At 39.6% G+C, this 20,394-nt stretch carries 21 protein-coding genes; all 21 read left to right on the top strand.

The window, feature by feature from the left end:
* The first annotated feature begins 18 nt into the window (after positions 1–18).
* A complete protein-coding gene (locus EO119_RS02965; RefSeq protein ID WP_009353681.1) occupies positions 19–2,163 on the top strand; it encodes an outer membrane protein assembly factor in 2,145 nt (714 codons plus the stop codon).
* A 39-nt stretch (positions 2,164–2,202) separates the two neighbouring features.
* Entirely contained in the window at positions 2,203–3,435 is a 1,233-nt protein-coding gene (locus tag EO119_RS02960) for a hypothetical protein (RefSeq protein WP_126940633.1), read from the top strand.
* 20 nt (positions 3,436–3,455) lie between these two features.
* Entirely contained in the window at positions 3,456–3,935 is a 480-nt protein-coding gene (locus EO119_RS02955) for an OmpH family outer membrane protein (protein ID WP_009353684.1), read from the top strand.
* Positions 3,936–3,947: 12 nt separating this feature from the next.
* On the top strand, positions 3,948–4,928 hold the full coding sequence (locus EO119_RS02950; RefSeq protein WP_126940630.1) for a hypothetical protein: 981 nt from the start codon (positions 3,948–3,950) through the stop codon (positions 4,926–4,928).
* 12 nt (positions 4,929–4,940) lie between these two features.
* Positions 4,941–5,390: an OmpH family outer membrane protein gene (locus EO119_RS02945; protein WP_062401960.1), complete on the top strand. Its 450-nt coding sequence runs from the start codon at positions 4,941–4,943 to the stop codon at positions 5,388–5,390.
* Between the two features lie 30 nt (positions 5,391–5,420).
* Positions 5,421–6,452 (top strand): UDP-3-O-(3-hydroxymyristoyl)glucosamine N-acyltransferase, encoded by a 1,032-nt coding sequence (lpxD, locus tag EO119_RS02940; RefSeq protein WP_062401958.1) that lies wholly within the window; start codon positions 5,421–5,423, stop codon positions 6,450–6,452.
* Between the two features lie 8 nt (positions 6,453–6,460).
* Positions 6,461–7,375, top strand: coding sequence for a lysophospholipid acyltransferase family protein (locus tag EO119_RS02935; protein WP_009353654.1), 915 nt, complete (start codon positions 6,461–6,463; stop codon positions 7,373–7,375).
* A gap of 13 nt (positions 7,376–7,388) precedes the next feature.
* The gene (gene lpxC / locus EO119_RS02930) at positions 7,389–8,219 is read left to right on the top strand and encodes a UDP-3-O-acyl-N-acetylglucosamine deacetylase (RefSeq protein WP_126940628.1); all 831 of its coding nucleotides are present in this window, start codon (positions 7,389–7,391) and stop codon (positions 8,217–8,219) included.
* A 1-nt stretch (position 8,220) separates the two neighbouring features.
* Complete coding sequence (fabZ, locus tag EO119_RS02925; protein WP_009353694.1) at positions 8,221–8,655, top strand: 3-hydroxyacyl-ACP dehydratase FabZ; 435 nt, start codon at positions 8,221–8,223, stop codon at positions 8,653–8,655.
* A 26-nt stretch (positions 8,656–8,681) separates the two neighbouring features.
* A complete protein-coding gene (gene lpxA, locus EO119_RS02920) occupies positions 8,682–9,494 on the top strand; it encodes an acyl-ACP--UDP-N-acetylglucosamine O-acyltransferase (RefSeq protein WP_009353663.1) in 813 nt (270 codons plus the stop codon).
* 142 nt (positions 9,495–9,636) lie between these two features.
* Positions 9,637–10,461, top strand: coding sequence for an LpxI family protein (locus tag EO119_RS02915; protein ID WP_009353707.1), 825 nt, complete (start codon positions 9,637–9,639; stop codon positions 10,459–10,461).
* A 2-nt stretch (positions 10,462–10,463) separates the two neighbouring features.
* The gene (gene lpxB / locus EO119_RS08150) at positions 10,464–11,600 is read left to right on the top strand and encodes a lipid-A-disaccharide synthase (RefSeq protein WP_206168789.1); all 1,137 of its coding nucleotides are present in this window, start codon (positions 10,464–10,466) and stop codon (positions 11,598–11,600) included.
* Positions 11,601–13,328: an ABC transporter ATP-binding protein gene (locus EO119_RS08145; protein WP_206168788.1), complete on the top strand. Its 1,728-nt coding sequence runs from the start codon at positions 11,601–11,603 to the stop codon at positions 13,326–13,328.
* Positions 13,329–13,331: 3 nt separating this feature from the next.
* A complete protein-coding gene (locus tag EO119_RS02905) occupies positions 13,332–14,636 on the top strand; it encodes a 3-deoxy-D-manno-octulosonic acid transferase (RefSeq protein ID WP_126940627.1) in 1,305 nt (434 codons plus the stop codon).
* Positions 14,637–14,697: 61 nt separating this feature from the next.
* On the top strand, positions 14,698–15,825 hold the full coding sequence (gene lpxK, locus EO119_RS02900) for a tetraacyldisaccharide 4'-kinase (RefSeq protein WP_126940625.1): 1,128 nt from the start codon (positions 14,698–14,700) through the stop codon (positions 15,823–15,825).
* Between the two features lies 1 nt (position 15,826).
* Positions 15,827–16,558, top strand: a complete 732-nt coding sequence (kdsB, locus tag EO119_RS02895; protein WP_126940623.1) for a 3-deoxy-manno-octulosonate cytidylyltransferase — start codon at positions 15,827–15,829, stop codon at positions 16,556–16,558.
* A 26-nt stretch (positions 16,559–16,584) separates the two neighbouring features.
* On the top strand, positions 16,585–17,403 hold the full coding sequence (gene kdsA / locus EO119_RS02890; protein WP_126940622.1) for a 3-deoxy-8-phosphooctulonate synthase: 819 nt from the start codon (positions 16,585–16,587) through the stop codon (positions 17,401–17,403).
* A gap of 27 nt (positions 17,404–17,430) precedes the next feature.
* A complete protein-coding gene (locus EO119_RS02885) occupies positions 17,431–18,402 on the top strand; it encodes an SIS domain-containing protein (RefSeq protein WP_126940620.1) in 972 nt (323 codons plus the stop codon).
* Entirely contained in the window at positions 18,402–18,923 is a 522-nt protein-coding gene (locus EO119_RS02880) for an HAD family hydrolase (RefSeq protein WP_126940618.1), read from the top strand. The genes EO119_RS02885 and EO119_RS02880 overlap by 1 nt, the downstream gene beginning before the upstream one ends.
* Before the next feature lie 13 nt (positions 18,924–18,936).
* On the top strand, positions 18,937–19,866 hold the full coding sequence (locus EO119_RS02875) for a lysophospholipid acyltransferase family protein (protein ID WP_126940616.1): 930 nt from the start codon (positions 18,937–18,939) through the stop codon (positions 19,864–19,866).
* A complete protein-coding gene (gene lptC, locus EO119_RS02870; RefSeq protein ID WP_164725668.1) occupies positions 19,853–20,383 on the top strand; it encodes an LPS export ABC transporter periplasmic protein LptC in 531 nt (176 codons plus the stop codon). The genes EO119_RS02875 and lptC overlap by 14 nt, the downstream gene beginning before the upstream one ends.
* Positions 20,384–20,394 lie beyond the last annotated feature (11 nt).

Here is a 20,394-nt window from a genome sequence, read left to right as displayed (position 1 = left end):
TTCTAAGGAGGAACATATATGAAGGGAAACCTATCGTATAAGAAATTTTTAACCTTTGCTGTCCTAGCGGCAATCAGTACAACTCCAGTATTTGCTGATACTGCTACTACGACTGAAAGTGGCAAAACAATTGCTAAATTATCCATGGAGGATTTAGGAAAGCAAAATACTACACGCCAAGAAACAGTAGCCTCTGGTGATACGGCTACAGAGGCAGCGATTGCAGCAGCTCGTGAAGGTTTGTCTGAGGCTGCACAACGTGATGCTATTGAAGAACAACGTAAACGTGTTGATAACTCTTCCTTAGCTACTAATGACAAAGAAGTTAAAGTTATCACAAAAGCTGGTGGTGATAAATTAGAAGAAGCACAGGCGGCAGGTGTGGAAACAGCGATTCCTCAAGTACAAGCTCGTTATTTCACATCCTTAACTGAAGCGGAGTTACAAAAATATGTAGGCAAAACGATCACTCATATTTCTATTGAAGGTCTTGACCAAGCAAATCAACCGGCTTTCCTTTCTTTATTACAAGGTAAAATTGGTGATGCTGTTACAGTAGAAGGAATCTCTAAAGAGATTGCTAACCTAGGTGGTTCCGGTGTTCTTTCAGAAATTACACCAGTATTTACAGAAGTACCAGAAGGTGTAAAAGTAGCATATCATGTAACCTTAAACCCAGTGATTAAAGGTGTGTCTGTAGAGGGTAATACGGTATACAAAACAGATGTATTATTGAACTATTTAGGTGTACAACCTAACACTGTGTTAAATACTATTGCAGTTGGTGAAAAAGTACAAGGTATCAACGCAGCGTACCAACGTGATGGATATATTTTAGCTCATGTAAAAGATATGGCTGTAGATGACAATGGTGTATTACACGTATCTGTAGTAGAAGGTATTGTAGAACGTATTACTCCACATGGTAATAAAAAGACTAAAGATCGTGTGATTACTCGTGAATTTAACCAAAAAGTGGGACAACCATTTAATAAATTCTTAGTACGTCGATCTGTAGAGAAAGTATATAACTTAGGTTTCTTTGATGATGTAAATGTACGTTTAACACAAGGCTCCACAGAAGAAATGGTGAACATTGAAGTGGACGTACTAGAACATAAAACAGGTACGATTACATTAGGTGCAGGTTATTCTGATGCTGATGGCTTTGTAGGTATTGTAGAAGTGGGTGAAGAAAACTTACGCGGTACTGGTGATAAAGTGAAAGTTCACTGGGAGTTTGGAGGCACAGCAGGTTATAAAAACTACTCTGTTTCCTACTTGCGTCCATGGATTGATAGAAAAGGCACATCTTTAGGGGTAACCTACTACAATCAATTAAACGAATATACAGATTACAACGAAAAAGGACAATCGAAAGCTACCTATGACAGAAAATCTAATGGCTTTAATATTTCTTTAGGACGTCAAACGGGTGAGTTTACTCGTGATTATGTCACATTAGAGCATCGTAAAGATACTTATGTTTGGGATAATAAAGATTCCAGTGGTTTCCGGTATGATACAGATGTAAATGGCGGTCCTGGATCAGGATATCGTTGGAATAATGAGGGCTATAAGTTTGCTAGCACAGGATATATTAAACATAACTTTGGCACAACAAACAGCATTAGCTGGCAAAAAGTATTTGACTCCCGTGATAATGTATACGAACCAACACGTGGTAAACGTTTATCCAGTACATTACAATGGGGTGGTCATGGCTTAGGCGGTGACTTTAACTTCTATAAATTTACTGGTGAAGCTAGAACGTATAAAAAAGTAGGTAATAAACAAGTGCTTGCCTTCCGTGCGCGATTAGGTTGGGCAATGGGCGATTTACCATATAGCCAATTATATACAATCGGTGGTTCTGATTCTCTTCGTGCTTATGAGGATGATCAATACCGTGGTAAAAAAATGTACAACTTTACGGCAGAATATCGCTTCCCAATTTGGAATAAAGTAAGCGGTGCATTATTTACAGATTTAGGTGATGCATGGGATGCACCAAATGTACCTTGGTTCAAACATTCTAAAACATTTAATGTTTCTGTAGGTGCCGGCGTGCGTGTGACAACACCAATTGGTCCAGTACGTATCGACTATGGTATTAGTAAAGATCAAAAGAAATTCCACTTTAGCTTTGGTGGACAATTCTAATTGATGACTATACAACAATGGATAGGAGGGGCTTTCCTAATGGTTACATTAGGGATTCCCTCCGTCTATGGAGCGCCTGTTCAGACTGTGGATGTGGACCTACACAGTACAACAGGAACGATTCCAGCAGCCTTAAAAACACGTATGGTAGCTAGTATTCAAGGTGCAGCTTCCTATATATACAAAGGTAAAGAGGATTCTTATATCAAGGAATCTATGCAGGCCTATGAAAAGGCTACAATAGATGTAGTGGATCGCATTCTATATGGATATACGGTAAAATCTATATCTATGGATATTGGTGAATCTATGTATATGCGCCTTACATTAGAACCCTATGGAAATGTGGTACAATCTATAGAAACTAAGTTTAACTATGGGAATATATCTCCTTATGGACAATCTCTCATACATAGAGATATAGGAAATGTAAAGCCCCGGTTAGAGCAAATTCTTTTGGGAGCATCCCTGGAGTCCTTAGGTTGGATTACACCATTAGCACAAAAATCAATTCGAAGTGAATTAGAAGGAACTCTTCCTGAATTTACACCACAAATTGATATTGTAGGTGGAGAATTAGCAAAGGCTACCGTATATTTAGTACCTCATGGTAATAGCGTACATCGTACAGATGTGGCTATTCACTCTAATACTTTACCGAGTGCTCTTTTTTATAATATGCGTCAATATTATGAAAAAAAGTTACAACAATTAGAGGGACTACCTGTGTCGTTTGTGCGACGTCATCAGTTGATGATAGAATCGGAGATACAAGAAGAACTTAATACAAGTCGGGGTGTTACGCAATTTGGTGTGACCATGACTCCAGAACTTCAGGTAGGTACGGACACAAGATTAGACATTCACGTGGATTCCTCTAAGTATATCCTTCGAGGCGAAGGGTATTTGGATATGGGGCGTGGTGTGGATTCTGTAGGATTACGAGTGTATACGGGGGTTCATCGAGGTCCCCATGATTGGTATTTAGAAACAGAGTTTTTACCCAATCGTTTGAAATGGTCTTTTGCGCCATCGTATGGGTATCAATTCAGTAAAGATACAAAGGTAGGTTATCAATACAGCCTGCCGAATCATCACCATCATGGTTTTGTATACCAAAATATTGGTACACGTTGGAATGCAAGATATGAAAGAGATATAACTGCGAAAGCTAATGAATTTGCTCTTTCTTATGATGTACATGAATATTTACGATTAGAATATGTCTGGGGTGACCAGGATCGATGGTTACGCCTAATAGGACGAATATAAGGAAAGAAGGTAGATACACTATGATGCGTTTATTGAATAATAAAAAGAATGTAAAAACAGTGTCTATCATTGTAGGCATTCTTTTTGTCATCAGTGTGGGGGCTTTGGCCTATACACAGATGGCGGGACATGGTGGTTCCAATGCAGTGAGCAATATCGGTGTTATTGATATGCAGCGAATTGTAGAAAGCAATCCAAACTTAGTGCAAGATGCACAACAAGAATATGCTGCCTATAATGAAGAACTACAAAAAGAATTTAATGAAAAATCTGCTAATTTAGATGAAGAAGGTAAGGCTAAATTATCTAATGAACTTCGTCAAAAGATGCAAGAAAAACAACAAACAATTCAAGAAAATCTAAAAAAACGTGTAGATGAAGCTTCTAAAACAGTAGCTGATGGCAAAGGCCTTAGCGTGGTATTGAGCCGTGAATCTGTATTGTTTGGTGGTACTGATATTACAGACCAAGTGAGCAAGAAGCTAGCAGAAACTAAATAAGGTAACATCCAAATGGGAAAAGGACCTATCTTCGCTTTATTAGGTATATTTGTATGTGCTGCTAGTATCGGTAGTTATTATGTACATCATCAGCCGGTGTCTTTGCAAGGACCACGGATTGGGGTTGTACGTTTGCAAGAGGTAGTAGAAAAGCATCCAAACTTTCATAGTTATGATGAACAAAAGAAAGAATTGTTACGACTGGAGGCTCAACGGGACAGAGAGGATGAACTTCTCAAATCTAAATTGGGTACTGAAGTGGGAAAATCTGAAGAACATCTAAAACAGTTAGAATCAAATTTAACTGAAAGTTTGAATCAGGAGCTACAAACTAAAATTGCCTTACGTGAAGCTGAGTTAAATCAAGAGTTAGCGGCTAAGCAACGTGAATTGATTGAACAATATCGTAAAAATTACAAAGTAGAACCTAGTGAAGCAGATATAGAAATTGTAAATTTACAATTGTGGTTAACAACTGAAATGAAAGTAAAGCCGATTGATGAAGAGCAACGAAAACGTTGGGACACTCTAAAAGCTGAGAAGGAACAACGATTATCTGATTTGTTAGCACAACGGAGTCATCGTATCAACGGATCTCAACAATGGAAAGATCTAGAAGCCAAAGTGGCTGAGGCGATGGTACCTGCCCAGACAGAAGCACAGCAGAAGTTAAGTGCCTATGCTACTGAGCAGGCAAAAGCCTTAGGGGCACAGCGAGATCAATCTATGAAAGGTCTGGTGGATTCGCAACAAGAAGTGTTGGCTAAGGTTCACCGTGAGGGCACCACTTTGTGGGATGCAGAATGGGAACAACGATTGGCACAAAAACGGGATGAAGTACAAGCCCTACATGATGCCATTTTAGAAGATATTCGAGTTCGTGCAGGAGTGTTGGCTAGAGCTAAACAGTTAGATTTAGTGCTGGTAGATCATATTACAGATCGTACGGGTATGGATTTAACAGAAGAAATCATTCAATCGTATGGACAATAAAGGAGTAAAGTGATGAAATCAATGTGGAAACGTATGGCTACAGGTGCCATGATGGTATGTGCATTAGGCTTAGTAGCTGGTTGTGGATCAAGTGAAAAAGTAGGTGTGGTAAACACTGAAAAGTTAGTGCAAGAAAGCCAAAAAGCTAAGGATATTAATAAAGAAATGGAAGCTAAACAAAAGGAAGTTACAGACCGTTTAGCTCAAGTGCAAGGTACACAAACTGAAGAGCAATTCCAACAAACACAATTAAATGCACAACAGGAATTGCAAATTTATGGACAAGCAAAAGGTAAAGAGTTTAAAGCCTATGTGGAATCCAATATCCAAGCTGTAGCAAAAGAAAAAGAATTGACTGTAGTAGCGAATGATCAAGCCATTGTAAGTGGTGGAGTTGATATTACAGAAGATGTGCTTAAAAAAATGAATGAAAGTGCTTCCTCCGGAGAAACTAGTAAATAATAAGAGAGTAAAAAGTAAGGAGGCTTCATAGTGAAGTTTTCAGTAGAAGACCTAGCCAAATTGGTTGAGGGCACTGTATATGGCGATGGTTCCATTAATATTGAAGAAGCCCGTAGTTTAGATCAAGGTGCAGCTCATGCTATTAGTTTTGCTATCGGTGATTATAGAGAGTTTGCCAAAGATAGCAAAGCAGGAGCTTTGTTAGTAGATGCTAAGATTGAGGGGTGTGAGACTCCTCAAATTGTGGTGTCTAATGCTAAAACAGCTTTTGCCAAATTGCTAGAAGTATTTCACCCTCCAGTGGTATTCCCAGAGGGGATTCATGAAACAGCAATTATTGGCAAGAATGTAACAATCGGAAACAATGTAAAAATTGGACCTTATTGTGTAGTTTATGATAATGCTATTATTGGAGATAATGTTACATTACACGCTTATGTATATATTGGACATAATGTGCGTATTGGTGAAGGTACAACGATTTATGCAAGTTCCATTGTGCATGAGAACTGTATTTTAGGAAAACGAGTTGTCTTACGTGCGAATGCTGTTGTAGGTGGAGAAGGTTTCGGCTTTGCTACTGAAAATGGTAAGCACACACATATTCCACAAGTAGGTAATGTTATCTTAGAAGATGATGTGGAAGTAGGCTCCTGTTCTTGTATAGACAATGCTACTATGGGATCTACCTTAGTTCGTCGTGGCACTAAAATAGATAATTTAGTTCACCTAGGCCATAATGTAGAAATTGGAGAAGATTGTTTCTTAATTGCCCAAGTCGGTATCGCAGGTAGTACAAAATGTGGTAACCATGTTATCTTTGCTGGGCAAACTGGTTGTACAGGACATATTACAATTGGTGATAATGTTACTTTTGCAGGAAAAACAGGCATTACAGGTAATGTGCCATCGAATGGACTTTATGCAGGGTTCCCAATGCGACCACATAAAGAATGGTTAAAATTAGCTGCCTATGAAAGCCGTTTACCAGATATGGTAAAACAGTTAAAAGCATTAGAAAAAGAAGTAGCTGCATTACAAGCTAAATTAGAAGATAAATAGGTGTAGATATGTTATATACCTGTATGAAAGTGTTAAGTGCTATCCTATGTGCTTTGCCGTATCGAATGCAATATGCTATTGGGTATCTATTAGGGCAATTAGGATGGATTTTTACACCAAGCAATCGAAAACGATTGGCCATTGGACAAATATTATTTTGTCGTATTACAGATGATCCTGTAGAGGCAAAACGAATTGCCAAAGCCAGTGTGACAAGATTTGGTCGCATGATTGTGGATGTGCTTCGTTATCCTGAAATTAAAGATGGCAAATACAAAGAGATGTTCACCATGGAAGGTAGAGAATATCTAGAAGATGCCAAAGAAGATGGAAAAGGTGCTATTATTATTGCTCTCCATAGTGGAAACTGGGAATTACTAGGAGGTATTTTAGCATCTGAAGGATATCCTTTGATTTCAGTAGCGATGCAGCAACAAGGTGATGCGGACAAATTTATCAATGAATATCGTGCGCTTATGAAACAACACGTCACTTATAAAACAGGTGTTCGTGAAATGGTAAAAGAACTGCAACAAGGTTCTTTTATAGGTCTTATTATGGACCAGGATCCAGGAGATAAAGGTCAGTTGGTTCCGTTTTTTGGCTATGAAACATTGACTCCCGTAGGACCTGCGGCAATGGCTCGTATGCAGGATGTGCCGATTATTCCTATAACAATACGTTTTAATGAATATACTGAGAAATACGAAATTACTGTACATCCACCTGTATACGCTGAAAAAACAGAAGAGCGGAAACGTGATATTGCGGTTACATTGACGATGCTCAATGAATGGGTGGAAGATTATATTCGAAGATATCCAGAAGATTGGTTCTGGCTTCATAATAGATGGAAATGGACACGTCGCTTTTATGGTGATACCATAGAAGTACCACCAGATGTGATGAACCAAAAACTGTAGAAAGGAGGTCCTTATGAAACAACAAACAATTAGTAAAGCAATAAGCTATGAAGGGGCTGGATTACACAGCGGTTTACCTGTGCAAATGCGTATCCTTCCTAGTGAGCCCAATACAGGGATTACCTTTGTACGTACAGATTTGCCGGGCACTCCTTCTGTGAAAGCGGACATTCGTAATGTAACAAATACGATGCGTGCTACCACATTAGAAGAGGGTGAGGCAAAAGTATTTACAGTTGAACATATTTTAGCAGCTTTTTATGGTATGGCTATTGATAACTGTATTATTGAATTGAATTCACCGGAACCTCCTATAGCTGATGGTGGATCAGCCACATTTGTGCAGCTTATCAAAGAGGCAGGAATTATCGAACAAGAGGCAGACCGTCAAGTTTATGTGGTGAAAAAATCTCATGGTATCTATGAAGAAGATAAATTTATCATTATTCGTCCTTATGATGGATTCCGTGTCACTTTTACAAGTATTAATAGTCATCCTATGCTAGGTACGCAACATGCAGATTATGAGATTAATCCTGATGTATTTGCCGCAGAAATTGCGCCAGCAAGAACGATTGGTTTTACAAAAGAAATTGAACAATTGCAAGCGATGGGATTAGCTAAAGGCGGATCCACGGAAAACGTGATTGTCTATGATGATACAACATGCTTGTCAGAACTTAATTTTCCAGATGAATTGGTGCGTCATAAAATTTTAGATATATTAGGCGATTTATTCTTGGTGGGCCATCTAAAAGGCCATATTATTGCTGTGAAATCGAGTCATAATTTAAACTCGCGATTAAGTCGAGAAATTTTAAAAGAAATGCAAGAGGAGGCATAACATGATTCTTACAATTGAAGAAATTATGGAAATTCTACCACACCGTTATCCATTCTTATTGGTAGATCGTATTATTGAAATGGAACCAATGAAACGTGCGGTAGGTCTTAAAAATTGTACTTTCAATGAACCACATTTCATGGGTCACTTTCCAGGTAACCCTGTGATGCCAGGTGTATTGATTACAGAAGCAATTGCTCAAGTAGGTGGTATTGCACTCTTGTATCCTGAAGAAAATCGTGGCTTAACACCAATGTTTACAGGTATAGATAAAGTACGTTTCCGTCATCCAGTTAAACCTGGTGATCAAGTACGCATCGAGGCTGATGTAGTAAAAATCAAAGGTCGTATGGGTAAAGTAGAAGGTCGTGCGTATGTAGGTGATAAATTGGTGGCAAGTGGTGAGTACATGTTCGCCTTAGTGAAGCCAGAATAACTTTCAAAATGTAAGGAGTGACACAGATGATCGTAGTTGGCATGGAAAATGCAACATCTGAAATTCATAGTACTGCAGTCATACATCCAGATGCAAAAATTGGTAAAAATGTTATTATTGGTCCTGGTGCAGTCATTGGAGAACATGTTGAAATCGGAGATGGTACTAAAATTGGCGCTAATGTAGTTATTGGTGGCTGGACAACGATTGGTAAAAATAATGAATTTTTTCCGGGTTGTGCTATCGGTTTGGAACCACAAGATTTAAAATTTAAAGGTGAAAAAAGTTATTGCATTATTGGCGATAATACAGTAGTTCGTGAATTCGTAACTATCAGTCGTGCTACTGGTGAAGGGGAAGAGACACGAGTTGGTAACAATTGTTTGTTCCAAGCGTGCACACATGTGGCGCATAACTGTATCGTAGGCAATAATGTTATCATGAGTAACTGTGCAGGCCTTGCAGGTCACGTAATTGTAGAAGATCGCGTGGTTATTGGAGGTATTGCAGGGGTCCATCAGTTTGTAAAAATTGGCCGTAATGCTATGGTTGGTGGTATGGCGAAAGTCGTACAAGACATCCCTCCCTATGTCATTGCGGATGGACAGCCAGCGCATGTAATTGGGTTGAACTCTGTAGGGTTAGCTCGCGCTGGAGTATCTGAAGAAGTGCGTCGTGAGTTGAAGAAGGCATTTCGTATTCTATATCGCAGTGGCTATAGTCTGTCTAAAGCAATTGAAGAAATGGAATTGAATTTAATATCTTCTGTTGAGATTGAACACATGCTACGTTTCTTACGCAATGCAGATCGTGGTATCATGCGCGTACGCAGAGATTAATAATGGAATTATAATACATGGAAGAGCATACAATGTATGCTTTTCCATGTATTTTTTATTGTGAACTTTCATGCCATTTATGCCCTATATATGGTATAATATAGATTAGAATTTTTATAATTAAAAGTTAGTGGGAGGCGTTATGGCGAAAGTAGGATTGATTGCAGGAATTGGTAATCTGCCAGTTGAATTTATGCGAGCTGCTCAACATGAAGGCTATGAAGTTGTGGTCATTTCTGTTGTAACAGAGGGAGCTCCTGAATTACAAGCAGAGGCCGATGCATACTACCAAATCAGCGTCTTTAAATCAGATACAGTGATTAAAACGTTCCTTAAAGAGGGCGTCACAGATGTGACTATGTTAGGAAAAGTAACAAAAGAACATCTGTATAAAAAGATAACAACCATACCAGATATGCGTACGATCAAATTGTTGAATCGTTTGCGCAATCGTAAAGATGATACGATCATGCTAGCTATCGTAGAGGAATTAGAAAAAGAAGGACTAGCGGTAGCGGATCAAACAAAATATATGAGATCTCTTATGCCACCAGTAGGTGTCATGACAATGAGAAAACCAACAGAGGTGGAGCAATTAGATATTGAGTTTGGTTTTACCTTAGCGAAACAAATGGGTGCACTTGATATTGGACAAACCGTAGTAGTGAAAGAACAGGCGGCGATGGCCATAGAAGCTATTGAAGGAACCGATGAGTGTATCAAGCGAGGCGGTGCCTTGGGTCGTGAAGGGGCTGTGGTGGTAAAAACTGCAAAACCTAATCAGGACGTACGTTTTGATGTTCCAGCGGTAGGTATGAAGACGTTAGAATCTATGATTACCGGTAACTGCAAGGTCCTAGCTATGGAGGCGAAACGGACGATTTTTGTTGAGCAAGAAGCAGTTTTGCAAAAAGCAAACGAATTAGGTATCGTAATCTGTGCCGTAGAAGGGCCGGATGAGGAGTAAGCATGAAGATTATGTTTTCTGCTGGTGAAGCATCAGGAGATACGCATGGTGCCAGTGTGGCAAAGGCTTTATTGGATGCATATCCAGAAGCACAACTATTTGGCATGGGCGGAGACTTGATGAAACAAGCTGGTGTGAATATTATATACGATATTCAGCAACTAGGGTTCATCGGTATTGTTGAAATAATAAAACATTTGCCCACATTTTTTAAACTTCGCAGCCTCTTAAAAGAAGCTATGCTACGAGAAAAGCCAGATGTGTTGGTGTGTATTGACTATCCAGGTTTTAATATGAAGTTAGCGAAGGTGGCAAAAGAATTACATATACCTGTGGTGTATTACATTGCCCCTACCATTTGGGCTTGGAATAAAGGACGAGGCAAGGATATCGCTAAAACGGTGACAAAAGTAGCTTCTATTTTTCCTTTTGAAGCAGAGGCATACCGTGAATTTGGTGTAGATGTGGAATTTGTAGGAAATCCTTTGGTAGATATTGTACATCCTACCATGTCCGTCGAAGCAGCACTTTCTCATTTCGGTGCAGATACAAGGAGTCGCAATATTCTTTTGATGCCAGGTAGTCGTAAACAAGAAGTAGAAGGGTTATTACCAACAATGCTGGCAGCAGCAGAACGGTTATATAAAAATCATACAGATTTGAAGTTTTTCTTACCACGGGCACATACAATACCTAGAGAAGATATTGACAGAATTATACAAAGTTATTCTGTACCAGTCACTGTTACAGAAGGTCATAACTATGATTTAATGCAGATTTGTACCGCATGTATTGCGGCTTCAGGGACAGCTACCTTAGAAACAGCCTTGATGGATGTACCTACTGTATTAATTTATAAAGTAGCACCTGTTACGTATGAAATTGGTAAATTACTGGTAAAAATAGATCATATTGGATTGCCTAATATTATGGCGAAGCGTCGCATTATTCCTGAGTTATTACAGGGGGATGTAACGCCAGAAAATGTAGAACGAGAACTAGCTAATATCTTAGATCATGAGGCGGTATATACGCAGATGAAAGCTGATTTAGCGCAAGTGAAAGTAGAATTAGGGGCACCGGGAGCGGTGCAACGTGTAGCTGATGTCATTGCATCAGTCGCAATGAAGGAGGCGTAAATGAATCGTTATAAACAACTATTGGCATTTATTGTGCCATATAGGATGCGACTCATATTAGGGATATTTTGTATGATTGCAGCTGCCATGGGGTATTTAGTGGTACCATGGTTAATCCGAAATGTAGTGGATGGAGTATTGCAAGATAAAGATTTAGGCTTATTAACATTAATTGTGATTGCTATTTTAGTAATTTTCTTGCTTCGTGGATTTGCTACCTATGGGCAAAACTATATGATGGCTTATGTAGGACAGCGCGTGGTTATCGATATTCGTGAAACCTTATTTAAGCATTTACAAAAGTTAGACCAAGCTTATTTTGACCGCCGTAAAACAGGGGTTATCATGAGCAATGTGACTAGTGATGTAGGTGCATTACAACAAGCTATTGTAGATAACCTTATATCGTTTATGACAGAAGGAGTTACCTTAGTAGGGTCCTTAGTCTTCATGTTTTACTTGGATTGGAAACTATCCCTTTTAACATTGATTATTGTGCCTGTTGTATTAGGATTAACGAATATATTTGGTAAAAAATTGCGCTCTGCAGGTCATGAGGTACAAGGTAGAACAGCGGATATTACGGCGTTTTTACAAGAAGTTATCTCAGGGGTGCGCGTGATTCGTTCTTTTGCTCGTGAAACATATGAATTTAAGCGATTTGAACAAGAGAACCAAAATAACTTTGATGCTGCTATGAAAGCTACAAAATTAACAGCTGTCATGGGGCCTATGGTGGAATTTGCAGCGGCCATTGCAGTAGTGATTATTCTATGGTATGGCGGATATTCTGTAGTGCAAGGTTATATTACAGCAGGTTCCTTGATTGCATTCTTAATTTATGCTATTAACTTATCTAATCCTGTGAAACGCTTAACTCAAGTCTATGGTAACTTGCAAAAAGCAATGGCAGCAGGAGATCGTGTTATCGACATTTTAGAAACAGAACCACATGTGAAAGAATCACCAACGGCAAAAGCATTAACTGATGTACAAGGAACTGTAGAATTCGACAATGTACAATTTGCTTATGATGAAGATAATTTAGCTCTAAAAGGCGTCAACTTAACGGTGAAACAAGGGCAAACCGTGGCGATTGTTGGCCCTTCTGGAGCCGGCAAATCAACGATAGCGAACTTGTTACCACGTTTTTATGATGTAACAGATGGCGCTATTCGCATTGATGGTGTAGATGTGCGAGATGTCACATTTACTTCCTTACGAGAAAATATTGGTTTAGTGCCACAAGATACGATGTTATTCAATGCAACAGTACGTGAAAATATTTTATATGGTCGCTTAGATGCTACTGAACAAGAAATCATTGAGGCGGCTAAAGCAGCGAATGCCTATGAGTTTATTGAAAAATTACCGAATGGATTTGATACGATTGTGGGAGAGCGAGGTAACTCTTTATCGGGTGGTCAGCGTCAACGTATTGCTATTGCACGAGCTATCTTGAAAAATCCGAGCATTTTAATTCTTGATGAGGCTACCTCAGCCTTAGATACTGAAAGTGAAAAAATTGTACAAGAAGCGTTAGAACGACTAATGAAAAATAGAACGGCGCTAGTCATTGCTCATAGATTGAGTACTATTAAACATGTCGATCATATTGTGGTCTTACAGCAAGGTTGTGTTGTAGAAGAAGGCACACATGATGAATTATTAGCGTTGAATGGCTTATATAGTCATTTATATTCTGTTCAATTTGCCAGAAAAGGATAAACTATGTATTGGATATACAATATACTTCTCATTATCTATTGGATTGGCTTGATACCGGTGATTCTCTACCGTTTGGCCTTTGAAGAAGGATTCTACGAGCGGATCAAACAAAGTGCAGGATTCATGCCTAGCACATTGATGAAAAAAATTGAAGGTAAACGGGCTATTTGGTTGCATGCGGCTTCTGTAGGCGAAATTGTAGCTACCAGCCCATTGGTGAATGATATCAAAAAAAGCTTTCCTGATGCAGTTGTAGTTGTATCTGTGGTAACCGCTACTGGACATGCCATGGCACGCCGCATCATTCCGGAAGCAGAAGGGATTATTTTCTTCCCTTTAGACTTGCCATTTTTGACACGAAGAATTTTGACAACGATTAAGCCCATTGCAATTTTATTGGTTGAAACTGAAATTTGGCCAAACTTTCTTCGTATTGCCAAAGCTGAACAGATTCCAGTTATGATGGTCAATGGTCGTATCAGTGATCGTTCTATGTCACGGTATATGCATATTAAATCTTTTATGCATGATATGTTGGGGTCCATAGATCGATTCTGTATGCAATCTAAATTAGATGCGGAATATATCACTGTATTAGGGGCAAATGTACAAGAGGTAACCGTTACAGGGAATACGAAATATGATCAAACCTATGCAACGGTAACAGATGAAGAAAAAGAACAATTGCAACATGAGTTTGGATTTGGACATAATCATCCTATTATCGTGGCAGGTAGTACCCATAAAGGGGAAGAGGATAAGTTGTTTCAAGCGTTTAAAGAAATTTTACAATCTTATCCCAATGCGCGATTACTGATTGCACCTCGCGAAATTATGCGTGGCCATGATGTAAAAGCATTATCTCAAAAATATGGGTTGAAAGCGATTTGTCGTAGTGCTATGACAGAACCTGTACATGAAGAAATTCCAGTAGTGATTTTAGATACCATCGGTGAATTAGGTCGTCTATATAGTTTGGGGGATATTATTTTTGTAGGTGGATCTTTAGTAAAAACTGGAGGTCATAATATATTGGAACCAGCTGCTCATGGTAAGCCAATTATTGTAGGACCACATATGTTTAACTTTAAGGAAATCTATAGTTTGTTGAGCTCCCGTGGTGCTTGTACAATGGTACATGATGAAAGAGAATTATTAAGAGTATTGCAAACTTTGTGTGCTAACCATACTATGCGAGAAGAGATGAGTCGTCATTGCTTGGAAGTAGTCAGTGAAAATCGGGGAGCTACACAACGCAATACAGAGGAGTTACGCCGTCTTTTTGAACGCTTTCACATAGTGCCATAATCGATTCATATTAGTTTTAATATCCTAAGTTATACTAAGGGGATACGGAGGAGGTTTACTCATGAAAGGAGAACAACTCTTTAAGCATATCATTAGTGGACAGATGGAAGGCTCCTTAGGAGATGCTCTGCGCAATGGTTTGGAAAAGGCTAGTAAAGTCTATGAAAGAGTCGTAGAATATCGCAATGAACGCTATAACCATCCACACCGAGTGTTGCGAATGCCAGTGCCGGTCATTAGTATAGGAAATATTACAGTTGGAGGCACGGGCAAAACACCCATGGTACGCTATGTATGTGAAACATTGGATACAGCACATCACAACGTAAGCGTGTTGAGCCGTGGCTACAAAGCGGACAATAATAAAAAGCCTATCATTGTTTCTAGACAAGGTACGGTGGATGTGTCCTCTTTCATTAGTGGTGATGAGGCGTGGTTATTAGCCAAAACATTGCCGAATGCGAATGTCATCATTGGGTCAAAACGAGTAGAGTCTGCTAAGATTGCAGTGGATGAACTACAATCTGATGTACTTGTGTTAGATGATGGATTTCAACATCGAGCATTAGGTCGTGAGGCGGATATCGTCTTAATTGATGCCAGTCACCCATTTGGCTATGGCGCAGTATTGCCGAGAGGTCTCTTACGTGAGCCTTTGGAGAATTTGAAACGTGCCACGTACATTGTGTTAACGAAAACGAATCAAATCGATCCAGAACAATTGAAGATATTGCGCGAAGACATTCATGCGTTGGCACCACTTGTTCCGGTAGCTGAAACGATTCATCAAACGGTGGGCTTTCAAACGATGGAAGAATGGAGTCATAATGGATCGATTCATGGTATAAGTGACTATGACGGGACTCCTTTACTAGCTATTAGTGGAATCGGTCAACCGAGTTCGTTCATTTCTAATTTAAAAAGTTATGGATTCACTGTACAGGATATGATGAGTTTTGGAGACCATCATGATTATTCTGAGGAAGATGTTGTGAAATTATGGGAACGTTGTTTTAAAACTGGTATCCAAGGGATCATCACCACAGAAAAGGATGCGGTCAAGTTATCACAAGTACGAGCCATACGAGACTTACAGATTCCTGTCTATGTATTAGTAATTGGTATTGCATTTACCAAAGGTGAAGAAGATTTTAAATCCTATGTTTTGCAAATAGCAAAGGGGAAGTAATATGCGTATAGCTTGTATTATTCCAGCGCGCTATGGATCGACACGATTGCCGGGTAAACCCTTAGCGATGATTGGTAATAAACCAATGATTCAACGGGTCTATGAACAAGTATCAAAAGCCACTGAAATTCATGAGGTCATCGTGGCTACAGATGATGAACGTGTGTATGATGCGGTTACTGCATTTGGTGGGCAAGTGATGATGACGAGAGCCGACCATTTGACTGGCACTGACCGATTGGCAGAAGTAGCAGCTACAAGAACAGATATTGATGTAATTATTAATGTACAAGGGGATGAGCCACTCATTGATGCGTCTGTCATTGATGAATTAGCTCGTCAGTTCAAAGAAGATTCAACCTTACAAATGGGTACAGTAGGCTGTCCTTTGTTAGAATCAGAATACAATGAGCCTAGTGCTGTGAAAGTGATTGTGAATCGATTGGGGAACGCTATGTATTTTTCTCGGTCTTTAATTCCCCATCCTAGACATGCATTCGTGGTTCCCCCTCTCAAGCATGTAGGCATGTATGGATATAATCGTCAATTCCTACTAGCCTATGCAAAGATGGAACCAACACCGGCAGAATTAACTGAATCCTTAGAGCAGTTACGGGCCTTAGAAAATGGATATACCATTCGGGTCATTACTACGGACCAACGCTTTGTGGGCGTAGATACACCAGAAGATTTAGAACGAGTGAATGAAATATTTCACCAATTAGAAGCATAAACAATTTCGTTTAGAAAGGAGATACTATGAAAACAGTACAAGTAGGCAACCTTACACTTGGTGGAGGTAAAGGCTTATTTTTATTAGCGGGCCCATGCGTGATTGAGGGCTATGAACGTACATTGGAGATTGGTCGTCGTGCGAAAGCAATTTGTGATAAAGTGGGTATTCCTTACGTATTCAAAGCTTCCTTTGATAAAGCCAATCGCTCTAGCTATTCTTCCTTCCGTGGCCCAGGCCTCGTAGAAGGTTTAGAAATTTTGAAAGCTATTAAAGAAGAGTTGCAGGTACCAGTGGTAAGTGATATTCATGATATTACTCAAATTGAACCAGCTGCTGAAGTGTTGGATATCCTTCAAATTCCAGCATTCTTGTGCCGTCAAACTGATTTGGTATACGGAGCTGCGGCCACTGGAAAATGCGTGAATGTGAAAAAAGGTCAATTCATGGCTCCGAAAGATATGAGCAATGTGTTGAAAAAAATGGAAGAATCTGGCAATCAGAACTTAATGTTGACGGAACGTGGATTTAGTTTTGGCTATAATAATTTAGTGGTAGACATGAGATCCTTCCCAATTATGCGTTCTTTTGAATATCCAGTTATCTTCGATGCCACACATTCTGTACAATTACCAGGTGGAGCAGGCACAGCATCTTCTGGCCAACGTGAATTTGTGGCTAACTTAGCACGTGGCGCTGTTGCCAGTGGTGTGGATGGATTGTTCTTTGAAGTTCATGATAATCCAGAAGAAGCACTTTCAGATGGGCCAAATATGTTATATTTAGATTCTCTAGAAGAATTATTAACTGATTTAGTAGCTATCGACAAAATCGTAAAAAAATAGTACAGATGTAAAGGATGCAGGTGAACTATGAAGATACTTGAACGAGCAGCACAGGTGCTCCAAGAAGAATCAAAAGCAGTGTTAGACTTAATTGAAACATTAGACCATCGGTTTGAAGCAGCAGTAGAGTTAATCTTAGCCTCTAAAGGACGTGTGGTCTGTACAGGTATGGGAAAATCTGGACATATTGCACGAAAAATTTCGGCTACATTAGCGAGTACAGGTACACCTGCATTATTTTTACACCCTGGTGAAGGGGTACATGGCGATTTAGGTATGGTTACCTCTGATGATGTAGTATTGGCCTTTTCTAATAGTGGAGAAACTGGGGAGGTTATCAGTTTATTACCATCCTTACGTCGCATAGGGGCTAAATTAATTTCTGTAGTAGGGAATCCAAGCTCTACATTAGGAAAAAATTCTGATATAGTTTTGGTCGTTTGTGTAGATAAAGAAGCATGTCCTTTAGGGCTAGCTCCCACTAGTAGTACCACAGCTGCATTAGCCTTAGGTGATGCATTGGCGGTGTGTTTATTAGATCAACATCAATTTACACCAGAAAATTTTGCAGTATTCCATCCAGGTGGTTCCCTAGGTCGTAAATTATTGCTCACAGTAGAAAATATTATGCATAGTGGAGATGACAATCCTATTATTTATAAAGGCGCCACTGTGCAAGATGCATTATTTGTGATGACCAACAAAGGCCTGGGAGCAGCTAATGTAGTAGATGAAGAAGGTAAATTAATTGGTTTAGTAACAGATGGAGATATTCGACGTGGTCTAGATTCTGGATGCAATTTCCTAGTATGGTCTGTGGAAGATATGATGACGAAATCACCGCGTACGATTACTAAAGATAAACTAGCGGCGGAAGCACTTCACATGATGGAGAAGAATCAGCCACGGCCAATTACAGTACTTCCTGTTGTTGGTCATGATGGAACTAGCCTTGGGTTAGTACATATTACAGATTTGTTACGAAGGGGTATTGTATAATGGCAATACGTTGTTTAATCTTAGATGTGGATGGAGTGCTGACAAAGGGTGAGATTACGTATACATCTAGTGGAGAAGAAATTAAAGCTTTTCATGCAAAAGATGGATTAGGATTGGCTCTAGCACAGCGTATGGGATTACAAACGGCAATCATTACGGGCCGTACATCCCCTATTGTAGAGCGACGAGCGAAAGAATTAAAAATTTCTCATATTCAAATGGGGAGCCATAATAAGAGCGCTGGATTACAGAAACTCTTGAAAACATTAGAGTTAGAGGCTCACGAAGTTGCCTATATGGGCGATGACCTCAATGACTTAGGCATTATGTCTAAGGTGGGATTAGCGATGACACCACAAGATGGTGTACCAGAAGTGAAACAAGTAGCTCACTATATCTGCCAAGCTAACGGTGGACAAGGAGCGGTGCGTGAAGCAGTGGAGTATATTTTGAAACAAGCAGGACTTTGGGAGGATGCAGTACGGTCATATCGTGAGGAATCCTACCAAGCAGGTCAGTAGAAAGGAGGCTTTCATGGCAGGAGAATGGCAATATACAGCCTTAAAAACGCTTAGTAAGTTAGTTTGTACATTACCTTATTCTACAATCTTATCCATTGGAGCAACTCTAGGACCTTTATATAGATTAGTAGGAAAAAAACAGGTCAAACGAGGATTACATAATCTAATGATTGGCCTTTCCATAGATGAAAAAGAAGCAGATGCCATATTAGGACGACTCTTTCAAAACTTGGGACGTTCTGTGATGGAAACATTATATATGCCGAATTTGACACCGGAGTTCATTAAAGAACATATCGAAATGCGTGGGTTAGAGCATCTAGATGCAGCCATGGCAGAAGATAAAGGTGTTGTTATCTTGACGGCCCATGTAGGCAATTGGGAGTGGATGGGCGCAGCCTTGGCGGCTCATGGGTATCCGTCCACAACGATTGTCAAAAAACAACCGAATGCTCAATTCACAAGATTGCTAAATGAATACCGAGAAATGGTAGGATTAGAAGTATTTGCTCGCGGTGGTTCTGAAATGAGAGGCGCTGCACAAGCGATGAAAGCAAAGAAATTATTGGGTTTCTTAGCGGATCAAGATGGATGGTACACTGGTTTGCCAGTGATGTTCTTAGGACAAGATTCATCAGCGGTGACGGGACCAGCATCCTTTGCGAAAAAGTTTAAAGCTCCTGTTGTGCCAGTCTTTGCATCTCGTAAAGAGAATGGTCACATTGTCCATATATTGCCAGCACTTCATTATAAAGATACTGGTGATGTGGAGAAAGATATGTTCCGTCTTACGGAAGAAACTGTGAAGATAACAGAAGCGTTTATTAGAGAACATCCTGATGAATGGTTGTGGTTCCAGCATCGTTGGAACACAAAAATTCATGAAATCACAGATATCGAACATAAACTACAAGTGCGGGAGGCTGTCCATGAAGAACAATAAAAAACTACTCCTTACTGTGGTAGTAGGTATTTTAATTCTTATTGGCGTAGGGTATTTCTTGTATGGTGGTGTGGATACCACGACTACGGGCCCATTGGGTAACTCGATTAGCTTTAATGGAACAGAATTAAAAGAAGAAAAAAATGGACAACTGATTTGGTCTGTGAAAGCAGAAAAGATAAGTGTTGATCAGGTCACAAAAGTAGTTACCTTAGAAAATGTAACAGGGGCGTTTCATAAGGATGGAAAAATACTTACAGTGAAAGCACCAAAAGGCGTGGTATCTAAAGACCATGGACAGATTACATTATCTGGTGGCATTGAGGCTACCTCTAGTACGGGTGCAACGCTTCGCACAGAAGGGCTAGAGTATACAAGTAAAGAACAGTTATTTAAATCAACTTCTAAATTTATTTACACCGATGTTGACACAACATTAGAAGGTGATGTGCTAGAAGGCGATATGATTTTGCAACAAGTGACTGCAAAAGGTCATGCTAAGTTGATTCGCAAGTAGGAAGGAAATTC

The sequence above is a fragment of the Veillonella sp. CNR 79/14 genome, from assembly GCF_003992185.1.
Lineage (GTDB): Bacteria > Bacillota > Negativicutes > Veillonellales > Veillonellaceae > F0422.
The sequence above is the reverse complement of the archived record's forward strand: the minus strand, read 5'-3'. Positions and strand labels throughout refer to the sequence as shown.